Source organism: Sphingobium psychrophilum (assembly GCF_012927105.1).
Taxonomy (GTDB): domain Bacteria; phylum Pseudomonadota; class Alphaproteobacteria; order Sphingomonadales; family Sphingomonadaceae; genus Sphingobium; species Sphingobium psychrophilum.
Genome location: NZ_JABBFV010000001.1, coordinates 163,347 through 184,358, shown reverse-complemented (window position 1 = coordinate 184,358; position 21,012 = coordinate 163,347). Strand labels below are relative to the sequence as shown.

23 protein-coding genes and 1 tRNA gene are annotated in these 21,012 nt (G+C 62.3%); 9 read left to right on the top strand and 15 right to left on the bottom strand.

Annotated elements, in window-relative coordinates:
• Positions 1 to 235 precede the first annotated feature (235 nt).
• Entirely contained in the window at positions 236 to 1,255 is a 1,020-nt protein-coding gene (locus HHL08_RS00890) for a winged helix DNA-binding protein (protein ID WP_408021750.1), read from the top strand.
• A gap of 135 nt (positions 1,256 to 1,390) precedes the next feature.
• Here the strand turns inward: HHL08_RS00890 and HHL08_RS26070 are convergent, their stop codons facing one another.
• From HHL08_RS26070 to HHL08_RS00840, 10 genes are all read right to left on the bottom strand, one after another.
• A complete protein-coding gene (locus tag HHL08_RS26070; RefSeq protein WP_169570559.1) occupies positions 1,391 to 2,461 on the bottom strand; it encodes a tyrosine-type recombinase/integrase in 1,071 nt (356 codons plus the stop codon).
• Positions 2,462 to 2,465: 4 nt separating this feature from the next.
• Positions 2,466 to 2,726, bottom strand: coding sequence for a helix-turn-helix domain-containing protein (locus HHL08_RS26240; RefSeq protein WP_408021749.1), 261 nt, complete (start codon positions 2,724 to 2,726; stop codon positions 2,466 to 2,468).
• Between the two features lie 17 nt (positions 2,727 to 2,743).
• On the bottom strand, positions 2,744 to 3,238 hold the full coding sequence (locus HHL08_RS00875; protein ID WP_169570557.1) for a hypothetical protein: 495 nt from the start codon (positions 3,236 to 3,238) through the stop codon (positions 2,744 to 2,746).
• A 38-nt stretch (positions 3,239 to 3,276) separates the two neighbouring features.
• The gene (locus tag HHL08_RS00870; RefSeq protein ID WP_235954569.1) at positions 3,277 to 4,020 is read right to left on the bottom strand and encodes a DNA-methyltransferase; all 744 of its coding nucleotides are present in this window, start codon (positions 4,018 to 4,020) and stop codon (positions 3,277 to 3,279) included.
• Positions 4,017 to 4,628, bottom strand: coding sequence for a DNA cytosine methyltransferase (locus HHL08_RS00865; protein ID WP_235954567.1), 612 nt, complete (start codon positions 4,626 to 4,628; stop codon positions 4,017 to 4,019). The genes HHL08_RS00870 and HHL08_RS00865 overlap by 4 nt, the downstream gene beginning before the upstream one ends.
• 3 nt (positions 4,629 to 4,631) lie before the next feature.
• The gene (locus HHL08_RS00860) at positions 4,632 to 5,270 is read right to left on the bottom strand and encodes a phage tail protein I (RefSeq protein WP_169570556.1); all 639 of its coding nucleotides are present in this window, start codon (positions 5,268 to 5,270) and stop codon (positions 4,632 to 4,634) included.
• Complete coding sequence (locus HHL08_RS00855; RefSeq protein WP_235954556.1) at positions 5,267 to 6,130, bottom strand: baseplate assembly protein; 864 nt, start codon at positions 6,128 to 6,130, stop codon at positions 5,267 to 5,269. Before HHL08_RS00855 ends, HHL08_RS00860 begins: the two co-directional genes overlap by 4 nt.
• A gap of 64 nt (positions 6,131 to 6,194) precedes the next feature.
• Positions 6,195 to 6,353 (bottom strand): phage virion morphogenesis protein, encoded by a 159-nt coding sequence (locus HHL08_RS00850; protein ID WP_206377624.1) that lies wholly within the window; start codon positions 6,351 to 6,353, stop codon positions 6,195 to 6,197.
• 316 nt (positions 6,354 to 6,669) lie between these two features.
• Positions 6,670 to 7,797, bottom strand: a complete 1,128-nt coding sequence (locus HHL08_RS00845) for a phage major capsid protein, P2 family (protein WP_169570553.1) — start codon at positions 7,795 to 7,797, stop codon at positions 6,670 to 6,672.
• Between the two features lie 54 nt (positions 7,798 to 7,851).
• A complete protein-coding gene (locus HHL08_RS00840; protein WP_169570552.1) occupies positions 7,852 to 8,760 on the bottom strand; it encodes a GPO family capsid scaffolding protein in 909 nt (302 codons plus the stop codon).
• Between HHL08_RS00840 and HHL08_RS00835 the strand changes: the two genes are divergently transcribed.
• Positions 8,716 to 9,705 (top strand): phage portal protein, encoded by a 990-nt coding sequence (locus HHL08_RS00835; RefSeq protein WP_328804530.1) that lies wholly within the window; start codon positions 8,716 to 8,718, stop codon positions 9,703 to 9,705. The two genes, HHL08_RS00840 and HHL08_RS00835, sit on opposite strands and share 45 nt — an antisense overlap.
• Here HHL08_RS00835 and HHL08_RS00830 read toward each other — a convergent pair.
• Positions 9,696 to 10,946: a hypothetical protein gene (locus HHL08_RS00830; protein WP_169570549.1), complete on the bottom strand. Its 1,251-nt coding sequence runs from the start codon at positions 10,944 to 10,946 to the stop codon at positions 9,696 to 9,698. The two genes, HHL08_RS00835 and HHL08_RS00830, sit on opposite strands and share 10 nt — an antisense overlap.
• Before the next feature lie 682 nt (positions 10,947 to 11,628).
• Here HHL08_RS00830 and HHL08_RS00825 point away from each other — a divergent pair.
• The 7 genes from HHL08_RS00825 (at position 11,629) to HHL08_RS00795 (ending at position 16,332) form a co-directional block, all read left to right on the top strand.
• Positions 11,629 to 11,704, top strand: a tRNA-Val gene (locus HHL08_RS00825).
• A 55-nt stretch (positions 11,705 to 11,759) separates the two neighbouring features.
• Positions 11,760 to 11,969: a hypothetical protein gene (locus HHL08_RS00820; protein ID WP_169570547.1), complete on the top strand. Its 210-nt coding sequence runs from the start codon at positions 11,760 to 11,762 to the stop codon at positions 11,967 to 11,969.
• Between the two features lie 46 nt (positions 11,970 to 12,015).
• On the top strand, positions 12,016 to 12,243 hold the full coding sequence (locus tag HHL08_RS00815; RefSeq protein WP_169570546.1) for a zinc-finger domain-containing protein: 228 nt from the start codon (positions 12,016 to 12,018) through the stop codon (positions 12,241 to 12,243).
• 43 nt (positions 12,244 to 12,286) lie between these two features.
• On the top strand, positions 12,287 to 13,729 hold the full coding sequence (gene tldD, locus HHL08_RS00810; protein ID WP_169570544.1) for a metalloprotease TldD: 1,443 nt from the start codon (positions 12,287 to 12,289) through the stop codon (positions 13,727 to 13,729).
• A 90-nt stretch (positions 13,730 to 13,819) separates the two neighbouring features.
• Positions 13,820 to 14,395 (top strand): DUF924 family protein, encoded by a 576-nt coding sequence (locus tag HHL08_RS00805; RefSeq protein WP_169570543.1) that lies wholly within the window; start codon positions 13,820 to 13,822, stop codon positions 14,393 to 14,395.
• Positions 14,396 to 14,549: 154 nt separating this feature from the next.
• On the top strand, positions 14,550 to 14,888 hold the full coding sequence (locus HHL08_RS00800; protein WP_004209785.1) for a P-II family nitrogen regulator: 339 nt from the start codon (positions 14,550 to 14,552) through the stop codon (positions 14,886 to 14,888).
• A gap of 13 nt (positions 14,889 to 14,901) precedes the next feature.
• Positions 14,902 to 16,332 carry an ammonium transporter gene (locus HHL08_RS00795; protein ID WP_169570541.1) on the top strand — a complete coding sequence of 477 codons (1,431 nt, stop codon included), beginning with the start codon at positions 14,902 to 14,904 and terminating at the stop codon, positions 16,330 to 16,332.
• 187 nt (positions 16,333 to 16,519) lie between these two features.
• Here HHL08_RS00795 and HHL08_RS00790 read toward each other — a convergent pair whose 3' ends face one another.
• From HHL08_RS00790 to crtY, 4 genes are all read right to left on the bottom strand, one after another.
• Complete coding sequence (locus tag HHL08_RS00790) at positions 16,520 to 17,473, bottom strand: phytoene/squalene synthase family protein (RefSeq protein WP_169571068.1); 954 nt, start codon at positions 17,471 to 17,473, stop codon at positions 16,520 to 16,522.
• A 131-nt stretch (positions 17,474 to 17,604) separates the two neighbouring features.
• The gene (locus HHL08_RS00785) at positions 17,605 to 18,186 is read right to left on the bottom strand and encodes an LOG family protein (protein WP_169570540.1); all 582 of its coding nucleotides are present in this window, start codon (positions 18,184 to 18,186) and stop codon (positions 17,605 to 17,607) included.
• Between the two features lie 124 nt (positions 18,187 to 18,310).
• The gene (locus HHL08_RS00780) at positions 18,311 to 19,795 is read right to left on the bottom strand and encodes a phytoene desaturase (protein WP_169570539.1); all 1,485 of its coding nucleotides are present in this window, start codon (positions 19,793 to 19,795) and stop codon (positions 18,311 to 18,313) included.
• Entirely contained in the window at positions 19,795 to 20,943 is a 1,149-nt protein-coding gene (gene crtY / locus HHL08_RS00775; RefSeq protein ID WP_169570537.1) for a lycopene beta-cyclase CrtY, read from the bottom strand. Before crtY ends, HHL08_RS00780 begins: the two co-directional genes overlap by 1 nt.
• Positions 20,944 to 21,012: the final 69 nt, after the last annotated feature.

Genomic DNA, 21,012 nt, shown 5'->3' with positions numbered 1-21,012 from the left:
CGAATGACTCCATAATGGAGGGAGCTTCATCTTTTCCTGGGAGGATAGGAAAATCCCATCATTTCGGCGGCAAAATGGGGGCAAGCTGGATGAAGGAGCGCGCGAACCAGGCGTGGCGCGCGGTCCTATGAGGGGATTGCTCCAGACCTTATCCATAATGGCCATTTTGTGGGGCTGAAACGATCCGTTCTTGCTTTATTCTCCGGAACGAAGGTAGAACAGGATTCGGATCATGATGGACGATTTTTCCTACGCCCAACCCCTGACTGGCCAGCCCATAATCGGCCAAGCCACGCCGCTGGCGGCGCGCGACGAGCGCGCCAGCCTGCTGGTGATCGCGGACCAAATGGATGCGCCCGATCTGGCACCGGTCGCCGCCGCGGCGGGCTTCCGCCTGCTTGGCGTTGCCGCCCTGGCCGATGCCCCGGTCCGGCTCGACCTTCAGGCGCAGTGCGACACGGTCCTGTTCTTCTGCCCGGCTATGACGCCGCTGCTGGAACGGCTGCTGGTGCAACTCGAAACCCAGGCGATCCAGAATGGCATGGCGGTGATCCTGGTCGCGGGTTGGGAGACGGTGGAACTCGCCTTCGCCTGCCTGCGCGGTCCGCACACGCAATTGCTCTGCGATCCCGACCGCACAGAACTGGCCGCGGCGCTGGTCGCCGCGGGCCAGCATCGGCCGGTCGTCGGCCATGTCCATGAAGTCGATCGGGAAGGCGCGCGGCTCCAGCAGTTGAGCGAGGAAGTCGGCCGTCTCGCCCGCACGCTCGACGCGCTGACGGAGCGGACGCGGATGGCGACCCCCAGCTTCGACCTTGGCCCGCGCATTTCCGACCGACCAAGCGACTATATCGGCATGCCCGCCCTCGCCCCGATCGGCACGCCGTTGCAGCCCGTGGAGAAAGCCGCGCCCGCCATCACCGCCGCTCAGGTCCGCGACCTGCTGCGCGCCCGGCGCATCCGCGCCGATTTCCTGCCTGGCGACCTATTCGCCGACCCGGCCTGGGACATGATGCTGGACCTGCTCGCCGCGCGGCTGGACCATGAGCGGGTGTCGGTATCGAGCCTCTGCATCGCCGCCGCCGTGCCGCCCACCACTGCGCTGCGCTGGATTCGCACCCTGACCGACAAGGGACTGGTCGAGCGCCAGGCCGACCCGCATGACGGCCGCCGCGTCTTCATCGCTTTGGCGGAGGAGGCCGCCGATGCGCTCACCCGCTGGTTCGGTGCCAGCCGCCGCCTGCTCAGCGCCTGATCGCCATGTTCCACCCTTGACCAGCGCGCTTTTTGTCGTAGATAGGCGCTCTCCCGAAACGGGGGCGATTAGCTCAGTTGGTAGAGCGTCTCGTTTACACGGCGGTGAGCCAAGGGGCTGAGAACCGCAGGAAAGCTAGGCTTTCCGCTTCCTATTTTTCTTCTGGTCGGGACTATGTCGGGACTCGCTCGCATCGAGCGCGTTGCGGACGTCGTCATCCAGGACGTGCGCATAGCGCAGCGTCGTCTCTATGCGCTTGTGCTTGAGCGCTTCCTTGGCAGCCGCCAGCGATCCCGTGGCGCGGATGATGCGCGTCCCGCGCGTGTGGCGCAGATCGTGGACGCGCAGATTATCTATGCCAGCGTCGGCCTTGGCCTTTTCGAACGGCTTGCGGAGAGAGGTCGGGGTCAGCGGGTAGCGCTTCCCGGCGCGGCGATCGCCGCGGCTTTTCTGACAGACGTAGGTGAAGACAAATTCCTTGCCCTCATCATCGGTCGCTTGGGGCTGCCGCGCGATGATCCCGACCAGCGTATCGGTCAACGGCCGCACGACGAAATCGCCACCCTTGATCCGGGTGACGGCCTGTTTGCGCGGCAGGTTGACGTCGGTCCAACGCAGGCCCAGCACCTCCCCGCGCCGCCATCCCGACTTCAATATGAAATCGACAGCGTCCGACACGTCGTTGCGGATCGCGAGGAACAGCTTCTTTTCCTCGGTCATATCTAATTCGCGGGGCGGCTTTGCGGGCACTTTCAGGAACAGCTTGCCCCACTTGGGCATGGTGCCGACGTCATATTCCGTATCGTCAGCGTGTCGCCAAATCGCGCGCGCGTTCTCGATCTCGCGGTTGATCGTCGCATTGGATCGGCCGTCACGGCGCTGGGCGACGAATATCTGCAAATCCCGTTGCGAGATCTCAGACAATAGCCGGCCTCCGCCCAAACCCTCGATCAGCGCAGCGATCATATATTTGATCGTCGGCCAGCTGGGCAGATGCTCGGCATGTTCCTGATAGAGGCCGCCTGCCTGATCAACAGTAATAGGCGACCGCTGCAGTTGTGGCAGGGCCGCCTTGTGGCGCTCGCGACGTTCAAATTCTTCGGCCTGCCGTTTAGTCGTGCAGCCGGTCGAGCCGTGATAGCGGCGGTGATTTAGCTGAAAATCATAATGATAATGCGGCTTGCCCTTGGGCTTATAGATACTCACGCCATCACCGCCGGGCGTTGCGCTCCGTAAATGGTACAACGACACCGCCGCCAGCTGGCCTTTGGACAGACGTTCGACGGGTAGGATCGGCGGGCGGACATGCGGGCTGCACCTGGCGGAGTTGCTCGACGTATGATTCGAGATCCGCGACACTGTAGCGCACGGCCCGGCCAATCAAAACATAGCGAAGCCGCCCCGCCTGGCGCTCCTTCCGCAAAGTGCGGGTGCAGAGGCTCAGCCGATCGGCCGCTTCGCTTTCAGTCAAAAGGATCTGCTGACCACTCAAGCCGCCTTCCTCTCCTGGCGATCGGCGCGCAACTGTTGGTGGAAGGCCAGATAGTCGTCAATTCCGCTATATAAGCCAGGATGGCCCGGCAGCTCTTCGCGGTAGAGATCGCGCATTTCTTCAATACGGTCCCGTCGCTGCCATATGTCGAATATGGGGTCGATCGCGTCGCCATGCAGAACACGCAGCATGTAGAAGTCCGCGCCCATATTTATGTAGCGCTGGATCCTGCTGCCCGACGCGCGGATTTCTTTCGCCATAGCTGTGTCGTAGCGGGCGATCGTATCTGTCAGCACGGCGATCTTGTCCTCGATCGTCGCGTCGACGCCCTTGTTGCCCCGTCCAGAGACAATGCTGCGCCAGTCGGCAACGATGGACGTCCAGATGCGGATCTCATCGGCAGCGACCTTTTCGTCCATCCGGCCTTTTGCGACCAGGTCGGGATACTGCCGGGCGCGTCGATCGAGGGCGCCCTCGGCTTCCGCCAGCATGGGGGCCAGGCGCGCGCGGATGTTTGCGACCAAGTCCGTCATGCCGTTTCCTCGATCGCCGCGCCAATACGCGCCACAGCGGTTTCGAAATGCTTGGGATTATGCTCGATGCCGACGAAGCGCTTGCCGGCGCGGATCGCGGCGACGCCGGTGGACCCGGTGCCCATGAACGGGTCGCAGATCCTCTCACCCGCGACATTGCGCATGATCTTCGTCATGAGATCGTCCGGCTTCGTCGTCGGATGATCAAAGCGGGCCGCGCCGCGCGGTGAACCGATCCGGCTGACGCGCAGCTTGTCGCTCATGTCGCCCTGCGGGTGATATCCGCGGTTCCAGGCATGGACGTAAAATTCCACATCGGGCCGATAATGTTTGTTGGCGAGGGGCTGCGGATTGGTCTTTTGCCATACGCATAGGGCGTGGCGGTTGAACCCTTGGACGCGGGCGAGCAGCTGGACGAGCTGATCGTTATGGGCGAACACGATCGCAGATCCGCACCTGCGTGGATCTATGATGTCCATGTCGAAGCCGCGATGCAGCCCTTCCGCCATGAGGATATCCATCATCGGCCGCCGCTTGCGATAACGCCCTGCCCCGCTAGCGCGGATCAGATAGGGCGGATCCATGACATCGGCGTCCATGAACCCGAGCGTTGGTCGGATAACATAGGCGTCACCGCAATAGAGGACGGCGATCGGCGCGTCGATCGGGCCGATCGTCATAACTGTCATATCTGAACCGGGCTGAGCCGGATCGAAACCGATCAGGGATAACTGCATCATGCGGCCAGCTTCCGTTCTGATATACCCGGCTGATTGGCGGCGACCAGTGCGTGAGCGACCGGCGGGCAAACGCTGTTGCCGATCGCGCTGATCTGCATAGCTTTGGGCAGGCGGCCGAATTTGCGGTTGCCCTTTTCCGTCGTGTACCAACATTCTGGATCAAGGATGTAGGTGTCAGGAAAGCCCTGCGCGCGCGCCAGCTCACGCGGGGTGAGCATGCGCAGACCGATGTCCACGATTATGTAGGTAACCGCATTGATGGTCACGGTGACCACGGCGAAGCGAGCCTTGGTGGTGATTGTATCCAGCGGACGGTCAACGGGCTGGCTTTGCGAAGCCTCATTCTCACCATCGGTCGCATAATATTTGACGAGGAAGGTGGCGACGTTGGTGGCGCGCTCCATCAATTCGGGCGGCAGATCGCCCTCCTCGACCAGCGTGGTTTGAACGATGCGCTGTTGCGATCCGGTGGCCGTTGCGGTGGAGAGCGGGCGACGGGCATCGCGACCTGCCGATCGTGTGTTGCGCGGCCCACCATTGGCCTGCTCGATATGGGCGGTGACTAGTCCATGGTGCTGGCCGCCTCCGGTGAGTTGCAGCGGCTGCATGTCTCAATGCTCCAGATATGCGCGAGATTCGGACAGAAGCGGCTCGCCCTGTTCCGTTTGCAGAAAGCTGTCCCAGATAGGGTCCAGCGCGGCATCCGTGTCCGCTCGCTCATCAAGGCGGGCCTGTCCGGCAAATCCAGCACCCGACACGAGCCACGCCTGCGCCTCCGAATGCATTCGATAGACGGCGGTCATGTGCGCACGGACAGGCTTTACCTGAGCAATATCGCGCAGGATTTGCGAAACTAGCTTTTCGTCATAGACGACATCGCTGTCTGCACTGAGCGGCAGTTCCAAGCGAAAGGTAAAAGGATCCATCGTATCGCGATCCTTGAACCACTCGACGATTTCAATCAGCGGATCGAAGCGATCGAGCACGAGCCGCAGTGACGCTGGCGTGCCCTTGCGCTGCTGAAACCGGATCGCGTCCGCCACGGCCGCACGCTTTTGCGCTTCGGTCCAATCTGCGTTCCAAAGGTCGAGGGAGAGCCCCCAGGCAAGCCAGGGCAAAAGCGCGGCGGGACAAGTCGCCGGGTTCCAGATCGCATCTATTGCGACTGGCACCCCCGCCAAGCGTGCGGCGATGATCTTGTCGATCGCCACTTCCAACTTTGTCGCATTAGGCGGCAGGATGTTCTTCATGCGGCCACCGTCACGCTGGTCGCCGTGACATTGGCGAAGCCGGTGCGGCCCGGATCGACGTCCGCCGCCGGCAGGGTGAGATTGGTGTTTTCGACGCCTTCCACCTGTAGCGAACCGATGAGGCCTGCGCGGGCGACCATGCGGCCGATCCGGCGACGCTGGTCTTTGTAGGTTTCAAGGTCAGCATTGGCGGCCTGCAATACGATCGCCGGATCAGGCCCGCCTGCAATGGAGAGCGCGGCCGCAATCTGAAAGTCCACGCGGGTCGCGCTGGCGACGGTGACATAGTCGGTCAGGGGGCGGACATCATCGCCCAGCGCCGCGACGACGGCCGCGATCTGCGCCGGCGTGGCAGTCCCATCACCGCTTTCGCTCAGCAGGCTGACCAGCACTTGGCCGGGCGCGGGCGAGGTGGCGACGGCGTCGGCGATCGACACGTCGGCGCTGAGTGCGTGGAAGACATAGGCCGCTTCCGGCCCGGCGACGGTGAATGCGTCGGGAGCCAACAGGATGCGCCGGCGCAGGCGATCGTCGCTTTCTCCGTTCAGGCGCGTGACACCATAGAAGGCCCCCAGATTTTCAAGATCGGCGCCGGTCGCCTTCGCGATCAGCATCGACACGGCCCGTTCGTTGAAATTCTGACGGATCAGCAGTTCGCGATAGGCCCATGCCTCGATCAGCTTCATGACCGGGTCGCTTTCGACCAGGGCGTCGAACGGCAATTCGGCCTCGACCATCAATTGCTGAAACAGCGCCAGCATGTCCGCCTTGATGATGTCGTAGGACAGCGTCTCCACCACCTGCGGCGATGGCAGGCGGGACAGATCAACCGCGACGGACATTGGTGCTTCGAAGGCCATGTCCATCGCATGGCGCGGTCCAACGCGCGCGCGAAGCGGCTGCGCTGGTAGGAGGGGCTGTTACCTAGTTGGCGTCAGGATCGAGCAGGCCGCCGGCTGTTTCCAGGATCAATGCCCGATCATCCTGCGAAAGGCCCAATAGGCGGCGCTCAGGATATTTCGCCTTGATGGTGCGGCCGTCGCGCAGGCGGCCGACACGATCGCTTTCCCCAAATTGATGCACTGCGGCTATCCTCATGCAGGGCAACGCGCAGGGCCGCATATTCGCGGCCCGCTTCGGTGTCGGGTCTGGGTTCTGGCGGCGCGTCCTGCGGAGACGTGAGGGCCAGCGACGCGCCGCTCTGCAGCGCCCTGGTCATTTGTTGGTGGCGGCGGAACGGGCTGACCATGAAAATCTCCTGCGGGGTTTGGCCGCGCTATCCGTCGGCGGCCGACCGGGAACGGACGCATGATGCGCCTCCGCTCTTTTCCGGCCTTATGCTCAGGCTCTGGCGGCACCGGCCCGGATGCCAGTAACCGCCGTCAAAGCCTCTCGGTTGTTACGGACGATCGCCGAAGGTGATGTTTTCGGCCATCACCATGAAATCGGTGTCCTCGATCACATAGCCTTCGTTGACGCTATTATAGTCGACCAGGGACGCCTTGTTTTCCGGCTCATCCTTGATGTAACGGCGGCGCGACCCTTCCTGATAATAGATCGACAGGTTCGAACTGCCCGAACCACCGGGCTGGGCCAGTGGCGTGATCGCCATGGTGCCTTCGGGAAATTTCGGCACGATTGCCGCCGGACGCCCGCCGATCTGTTTGGTCGACATGATGATGTCGTTGGTGACGACGTCGCTGATCGAGCGCCCACCATCGATCGTGTCGCTCAGCGGACGGTTGATCATCGGGAAATATTTTTCGTCGACCAGATCCTGGCTGACCAGCACGACATGTTCGGTCGAGCTGCGCGCCCAGCTGGGCATGCCGGAAATTAGGTCATAGGCCAGCGCATCGATATTCTTGTAATCGCCGTCCGCCGTGTCAGCGCCGGGGCCGATATAGATCGGCTTGGCCGTGCCGGTGGCGGTCGGCACGCCGCCGACATTGGCCGTGTTGCGGCCCATCACGTGCGCAGGCTTCTCCAGGCGCAGCTTCTGGAGCCAGCCAATGTTGACGTCTTCGCCATTGGGGTTCGTGACAGCGTTGGTGCTGGCCGCTGCGGTCAGGCCGTGCCAGCCCACCGAAATACGGCTGAGCGCGACCGAGATCGCGACGTGGCGCGAATAGCGCTGGGCGAAGTCAGGGAATTTCGACCAAGCGTCGATGATCTGCCAGGGCAGCTTGGTGTCGAACTCGGTGTCGTACAGCCGATATTCGCGGCCCTCCGTCTCACCGATATATTTCGGCTTGCGCGGCAGATCCGCCTCCGCCGTGCGGGAAGCGATCATATCCTCGGTCCCCAGGCCGATCACCTGGCCGACAAGGTCGCGGACGCCGATCACGTTGATTCGCTGAAGGAAGGCGACCTGTTCGCGCTGGACATCCTCCAGGCGCTGTTCGGCGGTGGGGTCGAGCGCGAAGCTGCTGTGGACACCGCGCGTGGTGCCGTTGATCTGGGCAATCGTTGCGTAGAGGCCGTCAAGCGCCCGGCGCCCGCGATCGGAAAGAGAGTATTTCGCCATGTGTCAAATCCTTGGAAGTAGCGGCGTGGGGTGCGGTTCGCGGGGCTTGTGGGGTTAGAAGACGCCTGCGGTCTTTCCGGCATTGCCGTCGGAAAGCGGGCGGCGCTGATAATGGTGGGCAGGCGTGTCTTCCTGCTGGTCGGACAGTTTCTTGAACTGCACGGCCAGGCCGTCGACCTCGGTCCGCAATTCGGTCCGGATCGCGCCGATCTCAGTCTTGATCGTCTGCCCGAACTCTTCGAACACGGGTTTCAGCACGGCGAAATCGAAGGCAGCGGAATTATCGTCCGTCCCCGCTGCGGGCTTTTCTTCCGGCTTCGATGGAGCGAATTTCGCTGCGAAGCGATCGAGCATGGCGTCGAACTTGGTCAGCAAGCTTGAGCCGTCTCCACCCGTCTTGTCTTCCGCGAATTCGAGAGACGTGGCTTCATCGCGCGAAAGGTTGATCGTGCCAGGCCGGGACCGGTTGAACTGCAGGCGCTGGGTTGCGATCGACGCGGGACTGTCCGTCAGGGCGCAGCCCATGAGATAGGCGAAGCCCTTGCCGCCGAAATTATCCTCAATCTCGATCGACGGATACACTTTCTGATTGGCGTCGTTCAGCGCCTTTGCATCGCCGGTCACGTCGAAGACGCCGAACAGGCCAAGGCGTTTCTCGATCTTGCCGTTGAAATTGACGTCCACCATGTCGGTCGATAGCGAATCGATATCGCCATAGGCGCGGAACGGCTTCTCACCCGAAATGCCCCGGATATGCTCGATGTTGAGGCGCGCGCCGTAGGTTTTGGGATCATAGCTGACAGGAGCCGCCCAGTGTCCGCAAACCCCAATGTTCCCTCCACCGACGTAATCGAGCAGGTCGAAGCCGATGAAGTGGCGACGCCCGGGCAGATGTTTGCCTTTGGCGAGCCGGAAAGCGTGTTGGATCGCCGCGAACTCGCCCAATATTTCGAGATCTGGCACAATGGCCGATGGTATGAACCGCCCTTGCCCATGGGCAAGCTGACACAGACGTTCAACATGTCGCCCTATCATCGCAGCGCCATCGCGCTGAAGGTCAACCTATTGGTGTCCCAGCAGGTATCGAGCCGGTGGCTGGATAGCGACACATTCGAACGGTGGGCGCTGGATTTCACCCAAATGGGCAACGGCTATCTGGAATGGGTGCCGAACCTGGCCGGACGGCTCGCCCGGCTGCGCCATTGTCCGGCGGTCCATACGCGCGCCGGCGTAGAGGAAGACGTCTATTGGTTCGTCAACGGGCCGCTGGGCGACATGCACAAGTTCGAGCGGGGACGTATTTTCCAGCTGCAGCAGCCCGATGTCGCGCAGGAAGTCTATGGGATGCCCGAATGGCTGGCGGCGCTGCAGAGCGGTCTGCTCAGCGAAAATGCCACGCTGTTCCGCCGCCGCTACTATCTGAACGGCGCTCATGCTGGCTTCCTGCTATATCTGTCGGAGCCGCTGGCGGACATGAAGACTGCCGACGCGATCAAGGACAAGCTGAGCCAGGCCAAGGGCGTCGGCAACTTCAAGAATCTGTTCGTCCATATTCCCAAGGGGAAGAAAGACGGCATCCAGATCATGCCGATCGCCGACGTGACGGCGAAGGATGAATTCACCAGCGTCAAGAATATCAGCCGCGACGATCTCTTGGCGGGTCATCGGACGCCGCCGCAGCTGATCGGTGTCATTCCGCAAAATACTGCCGGGTTCGGCAAGATCAGCGAAACGCGGGACGCCTATTATGAGACCGAGATCGTTCCGATCGCCCGGCGGATGCTCCGCGTTAACGCCTGGGTAGGCGGCGCGGCGCTCGCTTTCGCCGACTATGTTTGCACCGATGGGTCGATCATTCGTCAGGTCGGCGACGGATTTCAAAAATTGCCCAATCGCAATCAAGGTTGACGCCCCTTTATGACCATTCTCTCTCCACTATTTCCCCACACCAGTTTCATAAGCCGTCGTACCAAGAAGAGGCTCTCTGGCTGGCGTTCTTCGTAGATCAGCCAGGTTGTTCCACGCGACTGGAACCAGCGCGCGTACTGTACCGCGCAAGGAAGCCCCTTGGCATAGGCACTCGGCGTGATAAGCGGCGGGCCTTTTTGGAACTCCCAGCGCGGACTTCCTGATGGCAGCCATGTGTCTCGGGGAGATCGGGCAATAGAAAACACCCAATTCTGCCCCGGCGTGCATCCTAGGTTTTGATCCATGGCTTCGAAAAGAAAATAGCTGTTCCGTTTTGTACTCAGAACAGTAGCGGTGCCTACGCCGACGCAGGCGCTTATCCATCGACGACAATCATCAGGACCGAGCATCGCGCCTTGCGGCAAATCCCCTCCCCGCGTGTTCCACTTCTGGAAATCCTTAGTTGTTGCGATTCCGCGCACGCCCCGGCCTGATTTTAGTTCGTAGCCATGAAAGGTGACATAGAACAGACCGTTCGCATTCCTGACTATGTCAGGGGTTCCTTCAAACTGAGTTCCGCTCGGATCGCAGATACCTGGCTTATCTGCGCACATAGAACTCCATAGCATCCCTGCTTTTACAACTGGGTTGAGAGGATCGGCAACGAAGCGGCCGAGGGGGGACCTCCCCTGGCGTGTGTAGTGGCAGAGCATCCAGCTACCGGCATTGTGAAGTTCTAGGCATTGAGCGAGCATATGCCATGTATCGGACGCCGCATCATATATACTTGCGCCGTCCAAAATCGCGCAACCATCACCGCGTTTGCTATCACCTGGCGCAGCGACCACTGTCGGCGGAGTCCATGTTGCCCCCTCATCTGAGCTTGCCCGAACCACGGTCTGCATATTGTCAGTAGGGCACGCGGGGTTTCGTTGCGGCACGCCTGCCCGATTGAAGGCGTACCAGGTACCGCCATCGATCGCGAACCAGGACGATGTCTCAGCGTAATCCCCGCCCGGAAGTTTTGACCAATCGACCTTACGTGTCTCGACAAAGTGAGCTTTATCGGCCCAGAAATCGTCCAATGTGGGGGGCTGTTGAGCAACAGCGCCACAACCTGCCACGAACAGGATGGCCGCCCAAGCAACTCTGAAAATCCATTGATCGGTTCTTGGTAGCATGATGGTGCTCCGGATCGCATTAATGGCACGCCGTCGACGACAGGCAGCCGGGCCGCTCATTGATCCGATAGGCCATCAACGCACGACATCAAAGTCTCGTTCGCCATCCCGCGCGCAGCGCTCGCCCCCACGCCACGCTTTCGGCTTCTTCATCGGATTTCTTGCATATGAGGCCATATCCTTGCGCCCCCCCAGGCAGGGACCCGATTTCGCAAAAGCGTTATTTCCGTAACATGCCACCAAGCAGCAGGCGCAAACCCGCAGAAAACTGCGATTTCCCATGTTACGGTTCAGACGTAATATGGGTGCTATCTCCTACAACCGTTTTCGTTATCCCATTGTAAAAGCGAGATTTTCTCAGGTTTCGATATTACAATAAACTAACGTAATCTTATTACATATATATAGCATTTATATAACGTGCTAAGTCTCTGAAATCACAACGATGTTACAGATATAACGTCTTTGCGACGCATACCCGCCTCTTGAAAAATGCTGACGGGGATCCGCCAAAAATTCGAAAATGAAAATTGCGGTTACTTCATCGCGTGTGGTGGGATCAGCCCTTGCGCTTCCTTGCGCAGGACGCTTCGTCCTCAGCGGCCGCATCCGGTCGGGAATTTGGTCGGGACTATGTCGGGACTCATGGTTCCGATCTGTTCCGATCGGTCCCGCTATGTTCCGCGAACGTGCCTGTTGACCGGCGAGAAAAAACGCCTAAAAGCGCGGAAATCCCGAGAGGGGGCGATTAGCTCAGTTGGTAGAGCGTCTCGTTTACACCGAGAATGTCGGCGGTTCGAGCCCGTCATCGCCCACCAGTTTTGCGGCCTTGCGGCGCTTGCGGGCAAGCGCCCCCTTCAATTCGCAACCGTAATGGTCATCCTGCAGCAAGCATCGATGCGGCATCGTCGCTCCATGCCCTTCGCAGCGCTCCTCGGCGGCACGATCATGCCTCTTCTGCTAATGCTGTCGCCGCTGGCGGTGATGGCGGCCAGCGATTGCACCCGTTGGCATCCGGTCGCCAAAGCGGCCAAGGCTGGCGACGGGACATCCTGCACCCGCCATCGCCTGCCATTGATGTAACAGTGGATATTGCGGCGCAGCGCAGCCGCTGCTAACCCCGCATCCCATGATCCAACCGCCCGAAATCCTCCGAGTCTCCAAATCCCGCGTATCGTGCGATGGCAGCGGCGACATCCCCGCTGCGCTCGGCCATCCGCGCGTCTTTCTGGAGATAGACGAGCATGGCTATGTCGATTGCGGCTATTGCGATCGGCGCTTCGTGCTGATCGGCGGTGCAGCGGACAATGGCGATGTCGCAAACAAGCCGGACATCGCGTCGGGCGCCAGCCTCTAAAATTTTCATTGGGCTTGGAGAGCGCCGCCCCTATATCGGGGGCATGACCGAAATCGCCCCCCTGTTCACTGACGCCCGCGGCCTGCTCTATCGTCCGGGCCTGCTCGATCCCGACGGCGCGCGCCGCTTGACCGCCGAAGCGCTCAAGGCCTGCGACGACGGCGAACTCTATCTGCAATATCGGGCGAGCGAGAGCTTCGGCTTCGACGATGGGCGGCTCAAGACCGCCGATTATTCGACCGATGCGGGTTTCGGCCTGCGCGGCGTGTCAGGCGAGATGACCGGCTTCGCCCATGCCAATGACATTAGCGAAGCTGCGATCCGCAAGGCGGCGCATACCCTCACTCTGCTAGACCCGGCCAGCAGCCCGGCCGCGCCGCCGCCCCAGCGCACCAATCGCCACCTTTATACCGACGCCAATCCGCTGGAGATCGTCCCCTTCGCCGAAAAGGTGAAGCTGTGCGCCGAGGTCGATGCCGCCGCGCGCGCCCGCGATCCGCGGGTCGCGCAGGTGTCGGTCAGCCTGGCGGGCAGTTGGTCGGTGGTCGAGATCGTCCGCGCCGACGGCTTCACCGCGACTGACATCCGTCCGCTTGTGCGCCTGAACGTCTCCATCATATTGGAGGAAAATGGCCGCCGCGAAACCGGCGTGTTCGGGGTAGGAGGGCGCTATCTTTATGACGAGGTGATGGACCGCGCCGTCTGGAACCGCGCCATCGACGAAGCGCTGGCCCAGGCTGAGGTGAATATGCGATCGATCGCCGCGCCGGCGGGCGAAATGACCGTCTTGCTCGGCCCCGGCTGGCCTGGCGTACTGGTGCATGAGGCGATCGGCCACGGTCTGGAAGGTGACTTCAACCGCAAGGGCACCAGCGCCTTTTCCGGCCGTATAGGCCAGCGCGTCGCAGCGCCCGGCGTCACCGTTGTCGATGACGGCAGCATCCTCAATCGCCGCGGGTCGCTGTCCATCGATGACGAAGGCACGCCGACGCAGGAAAATATCCTGATCGAGGACGGCATTCTCAAGGGCTATATGCAGGATCGCCTCAACGCCCGGTTGATGGGCGTCGCGCCCACTGGCAACGGCCGCCGCGAAAGCTATGCCCATGCGCCGATGCCGCGCATGACCAACACCTTCATCAAGGGCGGACAAGACGATCCGGCCGAACTGCTCAGCCGCATGAAGTCGGGCATTTTCGCCAAGAGCTTCGGCGGCGGGCAGGTCGACATCGTGTCGGGCAAATTCGTCTTCTCCTGCACCGAAGCCTATAAGGTGGAGAATGGTCGGCTGACCGACCCGATCAAGGGTGCGACCCTGATCGGCGATGGCCCTACCGCCCTGACCAAGGTGGTCGGCATCGGCAACGACTGGGCGCTGGATGAAGGCATCGGCATGTGCGGCAAGGGCGGGCAGAGCGTGCCAGCGGGCGTGGGGCAACCGACGTTGCTGATGGAAGGGCTGACGGTCGGTGGCACAGCGACCTGACGGACGCGGCTCCGACCGCCGATGAGGCGACCGGAGACTTTTGCATTATGAGTAGCGGGAACCGCGGCGGCTGTCCGTCATTGGACCTGTATGAATATGCTGACCGACAGCCATGACGCGGTAACGGCCGATTGGGCCGCCGCGCTGCTCGATTGCTGGTTCAATCAGGTGGGCGAGACGGGCTGGTGGCACCATGACCCGGCGTTCGACCGACGATGCGACCAGCAATATCGCGAATTGTGGCAGAACAAGCAGGCCCTTCCGGCCAACGCCTTTCTCGACCGGGCCGACGATGCGCTGGCGGCGGTCCTGCTGTTCGACCAGATGCCGCGCAACATGTTCCGCGGAACGGCGCAAGCCTTCGCTACGGACGCGCTGGCGCGGGACGTGGCGCGCGGCGCGATCGCCCAAGGCTATGACATCCAGATCGGCGGTGCCGGCCGCTTGTTCTTCTATATGCCCTTCCAACATAGCGAGGCGATCGAGGACCAGGACCTCTCGCTGACCCTGTTCGAAGGAGCGGGCGACGAACAGTCGCTCGATTTTGCGCGCCAGCACCATGCAACCATCGCCCAGTTCGGCCGTTTCCCGCATCGCAATGCCGCCTTGGGTCGCAAAACGCTGCCCGAAGAGGCAGACGCGGCGGCCAAAGGCGCAGGCTGGTAAAAATCTGCCCATTTTTTAGGCAGCGGCTGGGTGCTGCCCATTTTTTCGGCGCTGCACCATGGCCCGGCGCGGCCAAAGCCCGCATTAACCCGCCATTAGCATTTTGGCACGCCTCTTGCTGAGTATGCTCCGCACACCAGTAACAGGGGGCGACATGAAACTTGTCATGGCTATCATCAAGCCGTTCAAGCTTGACGATGTCCGCGAGGCACTCTCCTCGCTCGGCATCGCAGGAATGACGGTTAGCGAAGTGAAGGGCTTCGGCCGCCAAAAGGGGCAGACCGAAATCTACCGCGGCGCCGAATATTCGACGAATATGGTCCCGAAGATCAAGATCGAGGTGGTCTGCGACGACGACCTTGCGCCGCGCGTCGTGGAAGCGACCCAGGCGGCCGCCAATTCGGGCGCCATCGGCGATGGCAAGATCTTCGTCCTCGATGTCGGTCAGGCCGTGCGCATCCGCACCGGCGAGACCGGCGAAACCGCGCTGTAAGAAGGGGGAAATAATGACCTTTTCCAAGAAACTTTGCGGGGTTGCGGGGGCGATAGGCCTGTCCCTGCTCGCCGCGTCTCCGGCGCTTGCCGCCGTGGGCCCGATCAAGAATCCCGATGCCGCCGCCATGGCCGGCATGGTCAACAAGGGCGACGTCGCCTGGATGCTGGTTTCGGCCGCGCTGGTGCTGATGATGTCCATCCCCGGCCTTGCCCTCTTCTACGGCGGCCTCGTCCGCACCAAAAACATGCTCAGCGTGCTGATGCAGGTTTTCATGATCGTGTCGGTGGCTGGCCTGGTCTGGTGCTGCTGGGGCTATTCCATCGCTTTCACCAGCGGTGGCGAAAACCACTTCTTCGGTGGCCTGTCCAAGGCCTTCCTGATGGGCGTCGACGGCACCACGTCCGCCGCGACCTTCAGCAACAATGTCTACATCCCCGAACTGGTGTTCGTGGTGTTCCAGATGACCTTCGCCATGATCACCCCGGCCCTCATCGTCGGCGCCTTTGCCGAACGCGTGAAGTTTTCGGCGCTGATCGTGTTCGTGGTCGCCTGGCTCACGGTCGTCTATTTCCCGATGGCGCACATGGTATGGTATTGGGCCGGCCCGGACTTCCTGGCTGACGCTCCGACCGATTCCGGCCTGCTCTGGGGCTGGGGCGCTCTGGACTTTGCTGGTGGCACCGTGGTTCACATCAATGCGGGCATCGCGGGCCTGGTGGGTTGCCTCATCATCGGCAAGCGCATCGGTTACCCCAAGGAATCCATGGCACCGCACTCGCTGACCATGACCATGATCGGCGCCAGCCTGCTGTGGGTCGGCTGGTTCGGTTTCAACGCCGGTTCCAACCTGGAAGCCAATGGCGTCACCGGCGTCGCCTTTATCAACACCATGGTCGCCACCTGCGCAGCGGCCGTCAGCTGGGCGCTGGTCGAACAGTTCCATCATGGCAAGGCATCGCTGCTGGGTGCCGTGACCGGTGCGGTTGCCGGTCTGGTCGCCATCACCCCGGCCGCTGGCCTGGGCGCGCCGATGACTTCGATCGTGCTGGGCTTCGTCGTCTCGCCGATCTGCTACCTCTTCGTCGCCTTCGTGAAGGGTAAGCTGGGCTATGATGACAGCCTGGACGTGTTCGGCGTCCACTGCGTCGGCGGCATCGTCGGCGCCATCGCCACCGGCATCGTCGCATCGCCGGCGCTGGGTGGTCAGGGCGTGTTCGACTACACCGTCTTCCCGGCGGCGTTCGACGCAAGCAGCTACTCGATCGCGACGCAGGTCGTCATCCAGATCAAGGCCGTCCTCTTCACCCTGGTTTACTCCGGCGTGCTGAGTGCGATCCTCTTCTTCGTGATCGACAAGACCATCGGTCTGCGTCCGAGCGCCGACGCGGAGCAGGAAGGTCTCGACCTCTCCAGCCATGGCGAACGCGCCTACAACTACTGAGATTGGCAGGGCGGCCCGCCCATCGGGCAAGGGCCGCCCGCCTTACCTTGTTCCTCCTGCGAACATGCCTTGGGCCGATGCGAAAGCATCGGCCCTTTTTTGTGCGCGAGAAATGGTTCGCGCAAAGGCGCAGAGATCGCTGAGGATTTTTGCTGCGAGGCAATTACTACGCGCGTGGCTGGAGGCGTCAGTCCTTGAAGCTGGTCCAAAGACCCGCGGGCCGCGCGGCATCCGCTGGCCAGCGTCGGGCGCGGCCGATCACCTGCACCGCCGCCCGCGCTACCCAGCCCAGCTTCTCGCGTTTGGGCGTGACAACGCGACGGTCCCAGGCCTGCTCGCCGCGGCGCGCGACTTCGCGTGCGATGTCGCCATAGATACCGGCGGCCGCCAGCACCGCCCAGGCGGCGCGGGGCGGCAATGCACCGGTGCCGTGGCGGGCGCTGTCCTCATAGGCGGCGGCCATGTCGGCCATCCTGCGGGACAGGATCGCCAAACGCGGCCGTGCCCAGGGCTTCATATGCTCGCCCGGCGGGATGTCCATTTCGGCCAGCCACTCTTGGGGAAGATAGCAGCGATCCGCCGCCTCATCCTCACTGATGTCGCGGGCGATATTGGCCAGCTGGAAGGCGAGGCCGAGGTCGCAGGCGCGGTCGAGCGTCGCACGATCGTCGGGATCGACCCCCATCAGCACCGCCATCATGCAGCCGACCGCGCCCGCGACATGATAGCAATAGAGCAGCATGTCGGCTTCGCTGCGCGGCCGCCAGTCGCGCGCGTCGAGCGCGAACCCCTCGATCAGATCATGGGCATAGCGTTCGGGGATGGCGCATTCGCGCATCACCACGCCGAACCCGTCAAAGGCCGGATCGCCGGTCGGCTCCCCACGCAGCGCCATGCCGGTCAGGACGCGGATGGTCGAAAGTCGGGCCTGCCCGTCTGTCACCCCCTGTAACGTGCCGCCATGGTCCTGCCCGTCGGCGATGTCGTCGCACTTGCGGCACCAGGCGTAGAGCAGCCAGGCGCGTTCACGGCTTTGCCGGTCGAACAGCTTTGACGCCATGGCGAAGGATTTGGAACCGCGCGCGATACTGTCGCGGGCGTGGGCGACGAGGGCGGCGCGGTTGATCTGGCTGGAATACATGGTCACGACATGCCCTGCCTTGCAAGGAAAGTCACCCGACGCCCGTTCGTTTCGAGCGTAGTCGCGAAACGCAAAGGTTGCGCCAACCGCTTCTCGACTTCGCTCGAAGCGAACGGCTATGTTTCATCTCGTCAAAGTCGATCCGCCTTCATCGCGAAGATCGTCTCATGCGGTTGATAGGCTGCCATGGCGTCGACCAGCGCGTCGATGCCATCGGCATGGATCATGATCCCGGCATGCTGGGCGCGGATGAAGCCGGCCTCCACCATCTGCCGATTGAAGCCGATCAACTGGTCGTAGAAGCCCGCGACGTTGAGCAGGCCGACCGGCTTGCGATGATAACCCAGCTGCGCCCAGCTGATCGCTTCCCACAATTCGTCCATCGTGCCGACACCGCCCGGCAGGGTGACGAAGCCGTCCGACAGGTCGGTGAAGAGCTGCTTGCGCTGGTGCATCGTCTGGACGACATGGAGTTCGGTGCAGCCGCGATGCGCGACCTCGGCCCCGACCAAGGCTTCGGGGATCACGCCGATCACCTCGCCGCCCGCCTCCAGCGCGGCGTCCGCCACCGCGCCCATGAGGCCCAGGCGCCCGCCGCCATAGACGACGCCGATACCCCGTTCCGCCAATGTGCGGCCGACATGGCGCGCCGCATCGATATAGGTCAGGTCGGCGGGGGTCGCCGATCCGCAATAGACTGCCAGTCTCTTCATCTTATCCGTCCGCGGGAATAGAGCGATCGATCCGATTGCATCGGATCGATCGCTCTACATTATTGGTTTACGCGATTTCCCAGTCATCAGATGATTCCATCTGATTAGCAATCGCTCTAAGCCCCTACTTCAAATCATCCAACATCAGCGCCGCGGTCGCCTTGGCGCTGCCCACCACGCCGGGGATGCCCGCGCCGGGATGGGTGCCGGCCCCTACCAGATAGAGGTTGGGAATGACATCGTCGCGATTATGCGCCCGGAACCAGGCGCTCTGGGTCAGCAGCGGCTCTAGACTGAAGGCGCTGCCCATATGCGCGTTTAAGTCGCGACCGAAATCGCTGGGCGCATAATGGAAACGGGTGACGATGCGCGACCGGATATCGGGGATCAGCCGATGCTGGATTTCGTCCAATATACGCTCCGCATAGGCAGGGCCGAACTGGTCCCAGTCGATCGGCAGCTTGCCCATATGCGGCACCGGAGCCAGCGCATAGAAGGTCGAATGGCCGTCCGGCGCCATCGACGGATCGGTGACGGTGGGATGGTGCAGGTAGAGCGAGAAATCCTGCGGCAGCACGCCATGATCGTAAATGTCGGTCAGCAGTCCCTCATAGCGCGGGCCAAACAGGATCATGTGGTGCGGGATGCCGGGCCAGCTGCCCTTGATGCCGAAATGGAGCACGAACAGGCTGGGCGACCAGCGCTTGTTGGCCAGTTTTTGGCCCTGCTTCTGCCCGCGTGGATGATGGCCCAACAGGTCGCGATAGCTGTGCATCAGGTCGGCGTTTGTGGCGATGGCATCCGCCTCCCCGCGCCACCCCGATGCGGTATGAACCGCCGTCGCCTTGTCACCATAGGTTTCGATCCGGGTGACGGCATCGCCCAGCCGCAGCGTGCCGCCCAACCGTTCGAAATGGGTCGCCATGCCATGGACCAGCCGGTTCGTGCCGCCCTTGGCGAACCAGACGCCGCCGTCCTTTTCCAGCTTATGGATGAGCGCGTAGATGGCGCTGGTCTTCATCGGATTGCCGCCGACCAGCAGCGTGTGGAAGGACAAAGCCTCGCGCAGCTTTTCGTTCTTCACATGGCTGGAGACGACCGAATAGACCGAGCGCCACGCCTGATATTTCGCCAGCGACGGCGCCGCTTTGATCATGGATGCAAAATCGAGAAAGGCGACCGAGCCGAGCTTGCGATAGCCCTCCTCAAAAACACCCGCCGCATAATCGCAGAAGCGATCATAGCCCGCGACATCGCCCGGATCGAGCTTGGCGATTTCGGCGCGAAGCGCGGCTTCGTCGTTGCTGTAATCGAAATTGGTGCCGTCGCGCCAGTTGAGCCGGTAGAAAGGCGAAACCGGCATCAAGGTGACGTCCTGCGCCATGTCGTGCCCCGACAGGCGCCATAATTCGTTCAGGCAATCGGGGTCGGTGATGACCGTCGGCCCGGCGTCGAAGGTGAAGCCGTCCTTTTCCCACATATAGGCGCGGCCGCCCGGACGGTCGCGTCCTTCGACCAGGGTGGTGTCTATGCCGGCGGATTGCAGGCGGATGGCCAGCGCCAGGCCGCCAAAGCCTGCGCCGATGACGATCGCTGTCCTGTTAGTCATCAGGCGGGCGGGTTCCATAATGTTCGCATGGCGTCTCTTATGGGTACAGGCGGGCGTCCGCACAAGATGCGCATACGGTCAGTCAGCGACGAACGGCCGGCATAGAATCGCTGGATCAGGTCCGCGCGCAGCCCATAGAAGCGGGCGAAGATGCGCCAGCGCTGGTCGGGGGCGGCGGCACCGAACAGCATCTTGCCAAGCAGCCGATAATAGCCACCGCGTCGCCAATGGGCGGCGGCATAGGTGCGGGTCACCGCGGGCAGATCATTGAGCGGCTGATCCACCAGCCACAGCGCGAATCGTACTGCATCGGGCAGCGAGTAGCCGGTCATCGGCTGGAACAGGCCGGCACGTACCCCAGCGCGGGCGACCGGATCGTCCTTCGGCCAATAGCGATCGAAGTCGCCGCCATGGACGACCGGCAGGACGCCCTGTTCGCGATGGACCACACCGCCGCGCCAGCCCCTGGCCTGCGCATAGGCGGCGATGCGGTTATCGATCGTGGGCACGTCCAGGTCCGGCGTGTCGCTGTAATAGGTATCCTCGATAAAGAGGGTGTGATCGTCCCAAGGGAGCAGATAGACGAAGCGGTAGCCATCGACCTGATCGACCGTCGCATCCATGATGACCGGGCGGTCGATGCCATGGGGGCCGTCGCAGCGCAGCGCATGGCCGACAAACTTTTGCCAGCCGCAGCGCAAGGCCGACAGATTCGCGGCGCCGCGGGCGTCGATGACCGTCCCTGCCGCGATTTTCCGGCCGTCGGTCAGGCGGATGGCATGGGGTTCGACCGCTTCCGCCGTCGCGCGGGTCAGCAGCCGGTCGCCCAATTGGCGTTCGAGTGCGACAGCGAGTCGGACAGTAGTAACGCTGTTATACGGCGTCGCCAGATCGCGCGCATGGCCGGGAAAACGCACCGCATGCCCCTGGGGCCAGCGATGGGCGACAAGGGGATCGATGAGCCAGCGATCGGCGGGCGCTACGTCGCCGTCGAAGAAGGACCAGAGATGATTACCGCCGGGGCGCTCCCCCTGTTCGACCAGCAGCAGCCGCACATCGGGCCGCAGCGCGGCGAAGGCGAGCGCGATCAACCCGCCGGCAAGGCCGCCGCCGATGATCGCCAGGTCGCAGTCCAGATCGCTTGTCATGGCGACAGTGATAGGGGAGCGACGCATCCCGATCCACCCTTGGTTTCCAAGCAAATATAGTATAGGGGG

Excerpts from the sequence above, each read along its gene's own strand:
- HHL08_RS00890 (WP_408021750.1), top strand. The coding sequence starts at position 236 with ATGGACGATTTTTCCTACGCCCAACCCCTGACTGGCCAGCCCATAATC.
- HHL08_RS00875 (WP_169570557.1), bottom strand. The coding sequence starts at position 3,238 with ATGCTGGCGGAAGCCGAGGGCGCCCTCGATCGACGCGCCCGGCAGTAT.
- HHL08_RS00870 (WP_235954569.1), bottom strand. The coding sequence starts at position 4,020 with ATGATGCAGTTATCCCTGATCGGTTTCGATCCGGCTCAGCCCGGTTCA.
- HHL08_RS00865 (WP_235954567.1), bottom strand. The coding sequence starts at position 4,628 with ATGCAGCCGCTGCAACTCACCGGAGGCGGCCAGCACCATGGACTAGTC.
- HHL08_RS00860 (WP_169570556.1), bottom strand. The coding sequence starts at position 5,270 with ATGAAGAACATCCTGCCGCCTAATGCGACAAAGTTGGAAGTGGCGATC.
- HHL08_RS00855 (WP_235954556.1), bottom strand. The coding sequence starts at position 6,130 with ATGGCCTTCGAAGCACCAATGTCCGTCGCGGTTGATCTGTCCCGCCTG.
- HHL08_RS00845 (WP_169570553.1), bottom strand. The coding sequence starts at position 7,797 with ATGGCGAAATACTCTCTTTCCGATCGCGGGCGCCGGGCGCTTGACGGC.
- HHL08_RS00830 (WP_169570549.1), bottom strand. The coding sequence starts at position 10,946 with ATGAGCGGCCCGGCTGCCTGTCGTCGACGGCGTGCCATTAATGCGATC.
- HHL08_RS00820 (WP_169570547.1), top strand. The coding sequence starts at position 11,760 with ATGGTCATCCTGCAGCAAGCATCGATGCGGCATCGTCGCTCCATGCCC.
- HHL08_RS00815 (WP_169570546.1), top strand. The coding sequence starts at position 12,016 with ATGATCCAACCGCCCGAAATCCTCCGAGTCTCCAAATCCCGCGTATCG.
- tldD (WP_169570544.1), top strand. The coding sequence starts at position 12,287 with ATGACCGAAATCGCCCCCCTGTTCACTGACGCCCGCGGCCTGCTCTAT.
- HHL08_RS00805 (WP_169570543.1), top strand. The coding sequence starts at position 13,820 with ATGAATATGCTGACCGACAGCCATGACGCGGTAACGGCCGATTGGGCC.
- HHL08_RS00800 (WP_004209785.1), top strand. The coding sequence starts at position 14,550 with ATGAAACTTGTCATGGCTATCATCAAGCCGTTCAAGCTTGACGATGTC.
- HHL08_RS00795 (WP_169570541.1), top strand. The coding sequence starts at position 14,902 with ATGACCTTTTCCAAGAAACTTTGCGGGGTTGCGGGGGCGATAGGCCTG.
- HHL08_RS00790 (WP_169571068.1), bottom strand. The coding sequence starts at position 17,473 with ATGTATTCCAGCCAGATCAACCGCGCCGCCCTCGTCGCCCACGCCCGC.
- HHL08_RS00785 (WP_169570540.1), bottom strand. The coding sequence starts at position 18,186 with ATGAAGAGACTGGCAGTCTATTGCGGATCGGCGACCCCCGCCGACCTG.
- HHL08_RS00780 (WP_169570539.1), bottom strand. The coding sequence starts at position 19,795 with ATGACTAACAGGACAGCGATCGTCATCGGCGCAGGCTTTGGCGGCCTG.
- crtY (WP_169570537.1), bottom strand. The coding sequence starts at position 20,943 with ATGACAAGCGATCTGGACTGCGACCTGGCGATCATCGGCGGCGGCCTT.